This window comes from Moorena sp. (assembly GCF_982860115.1).
Genome location: NZ_CEYLVT010000262.1, coordinates 1 through 9,545, shown reverse-complemented (window position 1 = coordinate 9,545; position 9,545 = coordinate 1). Strand labels below are relative to the sequence as shown.

General features: G+C 44.3%; 2 protein-coding genes. Both read left to right on the top strand.

Annotated elements, in window-relative coordinates; genetic code table 11:
• Positions 1 to 117 precede the first annotated feature (117 nt).
• On the top strand, positions 118 to 4,596 hold the full coding sequence (locus AC4II3_RS28410) for a hypothetical protein (protein ID WP_490722975.1): 4,479 nt from the start codon (positions 118 to 120) through the stop codon (positions 4,594 to 4,596).
• Between the two features lie 140 nt (positions 4,597 to 4,736).
• Positions 4,737 to 9,458: an eCIS core domain-containing protein gene (locus AC4II3_RS28405; protein WP_490722974.1), complete on the top strand. Its 4,722-nt coding sequence runs from the start codon at positions 4,737 to 4,739 to the stop codon at positions 9,456 to 9,458.
• Positions 9,459 to 9,545: the final 87 nt, after the last annotated feature.

Here is a 9,545-nt window from a genome sequence, read left to right as displayed (position 1 = left end):
CTCCCTGCTCCCTGCTCCCTGCTCCCTATTCCCTATTCCCTGTTCCCTATTCCCTATTCCCTGCTCCCTAAAACCAATAATTTTTCCCAGACCCAATTTCAAACTACTATAATAACCATGATGAAAAATATTCAACGTCCCAATTACTTTACTTCCCAGTTTCTAGTAGAAGAAGATTTTAAGGATGAGCAAGCCTACCATCGTGACATGCGCCTGCGTCACAATCGTTTACTCCATGAATGGGGTGTGGTGGAAGGATTAGAAGTAACCAGAGCCGGGGATAAAAAAATTGCCGTTAGTAAGGGTATGGCCATTGATAAAGATGGTCAAGAAATTATTGTTTTACCCAATTGTACAGTACCGGACACAATTAACACGATTAACTTAGATGGATTACCACTCAAGACAACTATTGAAATTACCGTCATGTATCGGGAAATTAAGGACAAGGGTTACCGAGTAGGTAGCGAGATCAAATACACTCGCACCACTGAACGTCCCAAGTTTGTCATTTACGGGAGTAACACAAGTCAAGACAATCTCCAAGACGGTAATGTAGATTTAAAAAATGCTGATAGTGACCCTAGGGATGATAAAGAGATTCTGTTGGCACGGGTGACCCTAGACAACGACGGTAAGATTAGTGCAGTGGATAATTCTGTACGCAAGCTTGCTGGTGCTAAGTTATCTACTGCAGATGCTTTTCGAGTCAGATACGACTACAATTTCTTTGGGGCTAATCAAGATGCTTTAGTGATTGAACAAAGAGATCTTAATCACCCTAATCCTGATGGAGGGATTGCTTTTGTTAATACGGGTGACGATGGAGTTGTAGAAACTGCCCTTGTTATTAAAGGAAACAGCAATGTAGGTATTGGGACAAATAATCCTAGTGAAAAATTAGAGGTGGCTGGAACTGTTAAGGCCACCAACTTAAACCTGACAGGAGACTCAACCATCGATGGTTCCCTAACCGTTGCTGGAAACCTGGAAGTACAGGGGGATGTGATTGCCCGTGATACCGAGCATATGCCTGGGAATGTGTCCTTGGGGAATGGTGATAATGATCAAGTGATAATTGCAGGGGTAATTCGCTCAGAGCATTCATCTGGGGCGCTGAGGGTGGATGATGCGTTACATACCACTGGTGCTCTGACAGTGGATGGCAATGTAGGCATTGGCACAACCTCTATTCATAATCCTCAGGGTTGGCACAAAGTTTTAGACATCTTAGGTTCACAGCATGCTCGGTTAAATGTCAGGTCTGGTGGTGGGGTAGTAACCAGTGTTTTTAGTCATGATGATTGGAATGGAGCCAGAGGCGTAATTGGAACGGAATCGAACCACCCATTAACCTTTGCTACTAACTATCAACACCGTATGACGATTGACCCCAATGGCAATGTGGGTATTGGGACAAATAATCCACAATCCCTTTTGCAAGTTGGAGATGGATTAGGAGGTGGTAATCGCCCCTGGATGACAACAGGACTACAAGTTGCTTGGGATACTGACCATCTATTTCTAGGATTGAAAGATCAAGGGGCAGATCGCAAAGATTCTGTACTGGCATGGGGAGATAATACCAATGATGCATTCAGATTCATTTTTGCGGCGACCGGTGGTGCTGCAGATGGTCAAGAAATAATGAGGTTACAGCCAAACGGCAATGTCGGTATTGGCACAAATAATCCTAGTGAAAAATTAGAGGTGGCTGGAACTGTTAAGGCCACTAAATTTGAGGGGGCAGGAGACTCAACCATCGATGGTTCCCTGACAGTGAATGGTTTGCTGGAAGTAAAAGGGAATGTGTCCTTGGGGGATGCGGATAATGATGAAGTGAAAGTTACAGGGGTAATTCGCTCAGGGCATTCATCTGGGGCGCTGAGGGTGGATGATGCTTTGCATACCACTGGTGCTCTGACAGTGGATGGGAATCTCAGTGTTAGGGATGCGATCGCTACTGCTCAATTAAGTGTGACCGATCGGGTAACAGGTTCCCTTACCATAGAAAATAACTTAACGGTGGGTGGTGTGCTGGCTAGCACTTTAGAAGTATCTGGGGCTTTAAAATTAGCGACTACAGGAACTCAGATTTTTCATAGTACTAATGAATCCGGTACACCTAGTGGAGATGGTTTTCGACTCAGGTACGACAACAATTTCTTTGGGACTAATCAAGATGCTTTAGTGATTGAAAAAACCGATGGGAATGACCCTAACCCTGATGGAGGAATTGCTTTTGTTAATACGGGTAACGATGGAGTTGAAGAAACTGCCCTTGTTATTAAAGGAAATGGTAATGTAGGCATTGGGACAACGAATCCTAGTGAAAAATTAGAGGTGGCTGGAACTGTTAAGGCCACTAGGTTTGAGGGGGATGATTCTGCTTTTGGTTCCCTGACAGTGGATGGCAATGTAGGCATTGGCACAACCTCTATTCATAATCCTCAGGGTTGGCACAAAGTTTTAGACATCTTAGGTTCACAGCATGCTCGGTTAAATGTCAGGTCTGGTGGTGGGGTAGTAACCAGTGTTTTTAGTCATGATGATTGGAATGGAGCCAGAGGCGTAATTGGAACGGAATCGAACCACCCATTAACCTTTGCTACTAACTATCAACACCGTATGACGATTGACCCCAATGGCAATGTGGGTATTGGGACAAATAATCCACAATCCCTTTTGCAAGTTGGAGATGGATTAGGAGGTGGTAATCGCCCCTGGATGACAACAGGACTACAAGTTGCTTGGGATACTGACCATCTATTTCTAGGATTGAAAGATCAAGGGGCAGATCGCAAAGATTCTGTACTGGCATGGGGAGATAATACCAATGATGCATTCAGATTCATTTTTGCGGCGACCGGTGGTGCTGCAGATGGTCAAGAAATAATGAGGTTACAGCCAAACGGCAATGTCGGTATTGGCACAAATAATCCTAGTGAAAAATTAGAGGTGGCTGGAACTGTTAAGGCCACTAAATTTGAGGGGGCAGGAGACTCAACCATCGATGGTTCCCTGACAGTGAATGGTTTGCTGGAAGTAAAAGGGAATGTGTCCTTGGGGGATGCGGATAATGATCAAGTGACAATTGCAGGGGTAATTCGCTCAGGGGATTCATCTGGGGCACTGAGGGTGGATGATGCTTTACATACCACTGGTGCTCTGACAGTGGATGGTAATGTCGGTATTGGGACATCAAATCCTAGCGCCAAACTCCATATTTACTCACCTGGCAGTAATGATGCACTCAAAATTAGTAATCCACAGGTCAATAAAAACGCCAGGATGGGGGTGGATCAATTAGGTGTGTTCATCGAGCCGAGCGAGGATGATAGCAGTATTCGACTTAATGCCAATCCTAGCTCTTTGGGTATTGTGATTCGTGGAACCAACGGCAATGTGGGTATTGGTACATCAAATCCTAGTGAAAAATTAGAGGTGGCTGGAACTGTCAAGGCCACTAACTTTGAAGGGGATGGTTCGGCTTTAACTGGTATTAGTGCTGGAAAGTGGTCTGATGGTAGTAGTAACAAGATTTACTATAACGCTGGGAATGTCGGCATTGGGACAAATAATCCAGAAACAAAGTTAGATGTTAGAGGACATCTCACCCTAGAAGCAGGTGTAAGTCCTATCTTATATACGGGGACAGGAGAATCCCAGTTAAATAGATATCTTCAGCTGATAAATTCTCCCGATAATAGCAGTGCATCAGGATTAAAAGCAGGAGGAATTTTAGTTTCTGACACTTATGCTTATGCCAATCCAGGAAAGAATGATTTGATAGTCAAAGGCAACGTTGGCATTGGCACAAATAATCCTAGTGAAAAATTAGAGGTGGATGGAACTGTCAAGGCCACTAAGTTTGAAGGGGATGGTTCTGGTTTAACTGGTATTAGCGCTGGTGGCACAAAGTGGTCTGATGGTAGTAGTAACAGGATTTACTATAATGCTGGCAATGTCGGCATTGGGACAACAAATCCACAATCCCTTTTGCAAGTTGGAGATGGATTAGGAGGTGGTAATCGCCCCTGGATGACAACAGGACTACAAGTTGCTTGGAATAGTGACAATGTATTTCTAGGATTGAAAGATGAAGGGGCAGATCGCAAAGATTCTGTACTGGCATGGGGAGATAATACCAATGATGTATTCAGATTCATTTTTGCGGCGACCGGTGGTGCTGCAGATGAACAAGAAATAATGAGGTTACAGCCAAACGGCAATGTAGGCATTGGCACAAATAATCCTAGTGAAAAATTAGAGGTGGCTGGAACTGTCAAGGCCACTAAGTTTGAAGGGGATGGTTCTGTAGGTAATGCGGAATTAGCTAATAACTCCGTGACCAATGCCAAAATTGCCAATGATGCGGTCAACGCTGCCAAGATTCAAAACGGTTCTGTCGGTAATGCGAAATTAGCCGATAACTCCGTGACCAATCAAAAAATTGCTGATAACAGTATTAGTATGGATAAATTGGATGATGAGACTAGGAATGCAGTGAATCAAGCTTCTCAGGTCGAACGTCTAGAAGGGCTAATTTTGGGTCTAGAATTTAGAATTTCAGGGTTAGAAAGGGGAAATTTGTAGAAATGCGAGTAGATTTTCCTATCGCTGTTCCTGACTCAGATTTTCCTGATCAAGAAAATTCAAGCTAATACTTTAAAGCTTAAAGACGTTATGATCAAGCAAGGATATTAGCAGTAATACCCAAGAAAAAGGTGAACCATATGGGATATCAACGGGCAAGCCAAACCAAAAACAACCAAACAACCCCAAAGGGAAAAACCGTTCAAGCCAAGCCAACCCCCTTGGCTACCCATAGTCCGGTTCACCCGATGCTGCAACTCCAACGAAAACTGGGTAACCAAGCCGTCAATCGTCTGATCCAGACAAAAATGCAAGTGGGGGAACCAGATGATGTGTACGAGAAGGAGGCAGACAGTGTTGCAGCCCAAGTAATGCGGATGTCAGCACCACCAGTGCAAAATTCCATGGAGGAAGAGGAGGTTCAAACTAAGCCGATAGCGCTACAGTTACAATCCGAGGAAGAGGAGATTCAAACTAAGCCGATAGCGCTACAGTTACAATCCGAGGAAGAGGAAATACAAACTAAGCCGATAGCGCTACAGTTACAATCCGAGGAAGAGGAAATACAAACTAAACCGATAGGGCTACAGTTACAATCCGAGGAGGAGGAAATACAAACTAAGCCCATAGCCCTACAGTTACAATCCGAGGAAGAGGAAATACAAACTAAGCCCATAGCCCTACAGTTACAATCGGACGAAGAAGAAATACAAACTAAGCCGATAGGGCTACAGTTACAATCCCAGGAAGAGGAAATTCAAACTAAGCCGATAGCGCTACAGTTACAATCCCAGGAAGAAGAAATTCAAACTAAAGCAAATCCTGGTCAAACCCCACAAGTATCCCCTAATTTAGAAACCAAAATCCAATCCCGACGGGGTACCGGTCAACCTCTGCCAGCATCTACCCGTGCTTTCATGGAACCCAGATTTGGGGCTAACTTTAGTGGGGTGAGGGTGCATACTGACTCTAGTGCCGTACAGATGAATAAGGAGTTGGGAGCCCAAGCCTTTACCCATGGTAGGGATATTTTCTATGGTGCGGGGAAGTCTCCTGGTAAGAATAGTTTGACGGCCCATGAGTTGACCCATACGATCCAGCAGACCGGGGGAATTAAGAGGAAGCGAAACAAGCTACAACTCAAGGCAAATGAGAGGTCAAATGAACCGGCGAAACCCTCTCAAACTCTTCCCCAGAGAGAAACAGACAACCTTGAGAAGATTAAACCAGAGAATCAACTTCAAAATAAAGAGCAAAAACAGCCACCGATAGAACCAAAGCAGCAGTTAAAGCCCAATAAAATTAACATACCTAGCCGTAACAAAAGGTCAAATCAATCAGTAACTCTAAAAAAGCCAGAAAAAGCCAAGACTCCAGCCCGAGAGGAAGACATTGCAGGAGAGCAAAATCAGAAAACCCAAGAGCTTGAAAAACCCCAACTCGAAACCCCAGATGTTTCCCAAACCGATCCCTCAGCAGCATTGGCAGCAATCATTAACTTACCTCCAGTCAAATTGCAATCTGCTTTAGGGGGCGTATCTGCTGCAGTTAGCACCACTGTTGGTAAACACAGAGAAGCACTAGCTACCAACCCACCCACTTGGGAAACACCCATGGGAGCAAAATTACCCGCGTCCGAGGTGTCAAAAGTTGCTCCAGATGATAACCCCAAGGCTGTAGAGAAAAAGCCCGAAGGGGAAAACCAGCCAGTTACTGAACCTCAGCCCCTTCCTGCTGAAACAATCTCACCTCAAGTACAAACCCCTTCACCTGCGGTGCAAGGGAATGAACAAGGGGAACTTTCTGAATCTGACGTGGAGAAGATGCAGGCTTCTATTAGTCAAATGCCTGTTCAAGATCCCGGTGCCAGGGAAATTCCTGCCGGTACCCCTCCCCAATTAGAATTGATGGGTAATGCAGATCCTCAAAGGGCTGAGGAACAGAAAGCTGCACTAGAAAAAAGCATTGCCGAAACCCAAGCCCAAGGGCAGCAAGCACTGGCACAGCCCATGGGTGAAAACGCCATTGAGCATACCCTACCACAGCAAACCCTCAAGGCTCAAATTGCTACTGGTGCGGGAGCTAATCCAGGTGGTGCTGCGAAAGGAATTACTGCTGAAGGTGGCAATGAGGAAATGCTTGAGGCTATTTCAGTTTTGGCGCAGCAAGAGAAAGGTGGGGAAATTCAAGCAGCAGCAGCGAAAGCACAAGGGGATTTAGCTGCTCGTAAGCAAGAACATACTGCTAAGGTTGCCGAGGAAAAAGCCAAATCCCATCAGGATATGGAACAGCTTAAGCTGAATAATGCTCAGCTTCAAGCCCAAGAAAAAAGTAAAGCCCAGGCTGAAGTGCAGCAACTGCGGGGAGAATGGAGTAAGGAACAGGAATCAAAGATTCAGGAATCTGACACCCAAGCCAACAACTTGGTAGATGAGGGAATCAAGGAAATCGACACCAACAAACTAGAAGGTGAGACCCAAGCCCAAAAAGAAATTGAAAAAGGTGAGCAAAACGCCGAAAAAGAACGCAAAAAAGGAGAAGAGCAAGCTGCTGCTGAGCGCAAAAAAGGTGAGGAAGAATCCAGTGGTGTCTTTGGCTGGTTAGCGAGTAAAGCTAAGGCATTCTTTAACCGCATCAAGAACGCAATTAAAAAAGCTTTTGAGGCTGCCCGTGCTGCCATGCGCAGAGCAATTGAAACAGCGAAGAAGCTAGCAGCTAAGGCAATTGAGAAAGTTCGTCAGGCGATTGTAGCAACGATTCGGCGTGTGGGCAATGCCCTGATTGCCATTGGGGACAAACTTTTGTCACAGTGGCCAAGTTTGCAACAGAAATGGCGAAATTCTATTCAAAAACGAGTCCAGCAGGCAGAATCGGCAGTTAATAAGCTGGCGCAAGACTTGAATGATGGTATTCAGAAAGGACTAGATTTGCTTGGTAAAGGGCTGGATGCTGCCCTTGGTATCTTGGAGCAGGGAATGCTAGGGGTAGTCAGCCTTTACGAGGGCGTTGTCCTGGGGGCAATTAAGTTTGGCGAAGGTGTGGCCAAGGCATTGGGAGCATTTGCTGTCCTAGCAAAAGATATTGCTGCTAATCCTGGTGAATGGATTAGTAACCTGGGTGCTGCTATCTCCGATGGTATCAAAAATCATCTTTGGGCTGCCTTTCAGGAACAGGTTCAAGTTTGGTTTAATCAAAAGTTAGAGGCGGTTCTAGGTCTAGGTACTGCGGTGTGGAAGGTTTTGACTGAGGGCGGTATCTCCATAGCAGAAATTGGCAAGATGGCTTGGACTGCGGTTAAGGAGTCACTACCCATTATTATTATGGGTGTGTTGCTCGAACGCCTGGTTTCCATGATTGTACCCGCAGCAGGGGCAGTATTAGTAGTTATCCAGGGGTTACAAGCTGCTTGGGGTACCGTTAGTCAAATTATTCAAGCCTTTGGACGGTTTATGACTTTCTTGAAGGCAGTGAAAACTGGGAATGCAGGGCCACAATTTGGGGCTTTGTTAGCTTCGGCGGCGATTGTTTTGCTGGAGTTTATTACTAACTTCATCATTGTCAAGATTGCGAAGGCAGCCCAGAAGGTGGCGAGTAAGCTGAAGGGTTTGGCGAAGAGTATGAGGAAGGGGGGTAAGGGGAAGAAAGGTAGGAATAGGAAGGATAATAAGGAAAAGAAAGACAAGGACAAAAATAATGCAAATCAGGAGAAGCTTGATCGAGCTGTAAGAGAACTTCAGCCTAAGATTACTAGAATGTTGAAGAAGGGTGTCCCTACCATTCAACTACGAGCAAAGTTGGCGATATGGCGGGTTAAATATCGCTTGAAAAAGCTCTCTCTAGAGAAAGAAGGCTCTAACCATTTTAAAATCGTTGCGCAGGTAAATCCTAAAGCCAATGTTCTGAAAACTTTTACTCCTACACAGCGCGAAATTATTAGGATAGTGCATAAGGTTGGAGAGGAAATGCTAAATAGTCCTGAAGCTCAAAAGTCTGCCCAAGCTTTAGCACTGCAAAGGGAGCAAGATATTGGAAACGACAAAGCTGAGCCTTTAGTTACCGAATCTGGAGCCGGAAATTTGGGTGCAATCATAGATTTAAGAAAATATGTGCCAAACCGTAAGCAGCATAAATCAGAATACTTCCAAGTAGGCAATCATATAACTAGTGAATTGCATACCCGCAAGTCAATTGGTCTTGGAACAAACTTCGTCAGGCTCTCACACCCAGGTTCTACATATGCTGCTATCAGGAATAATTTGGATGCAATACACAACGATTTAGCTCAAGATCCACATTGGAAAAATAAAAATAAACAAAAGAGAGAAGGATTAATTGCTATTTCTATCTGGAATATGGCTAGAGGTAAAAAGGTTCCAACATCCCTTGCAAAGTATACAAAGCATTTTGCTCAATTAAACCGACTTATCTTTCATGTTGAAGGCTCACGAGGTGATGGAGCAACAGTATTTTCTCCAATGCTTGTGGAAATGATTGGTAAAGGAGAAATGAGCTTTGAAAAAGCATTTAATGCACAAGGGAGTAACGACGACAAGAATTATGGGGCTGGTGGTTTATTCCCACCATCTCAAAAAGGAGCCGTCAAAGCAATGGAGAGAGTAGCTCAAGATTCACAAAGTACGGAAAGGGAGATAGAAGAAAACAACATTAAGAGAAATCCTCCTAAGAAAGCTAAAGAGCAAGCAAGAAGACAAATCGAGTTTATCGAGCGTTGGATTTCTATGAAAATGAAAGAGCAGAATTTAAACTTTGAAGATAAAGCTACTTTTGAAAAATTTGTTAAAGAAGAATTTGAACAAGAATTACGCAAGAGTATGAATAGATTTTTCGATATTTCAATCTAAATTAATATATGGAAAAGTATAGTGAATGGACTGTAAATACTCAATAACTGCTGTGGATTCAAACAAATGGGTATTGAGCTGGCCCCC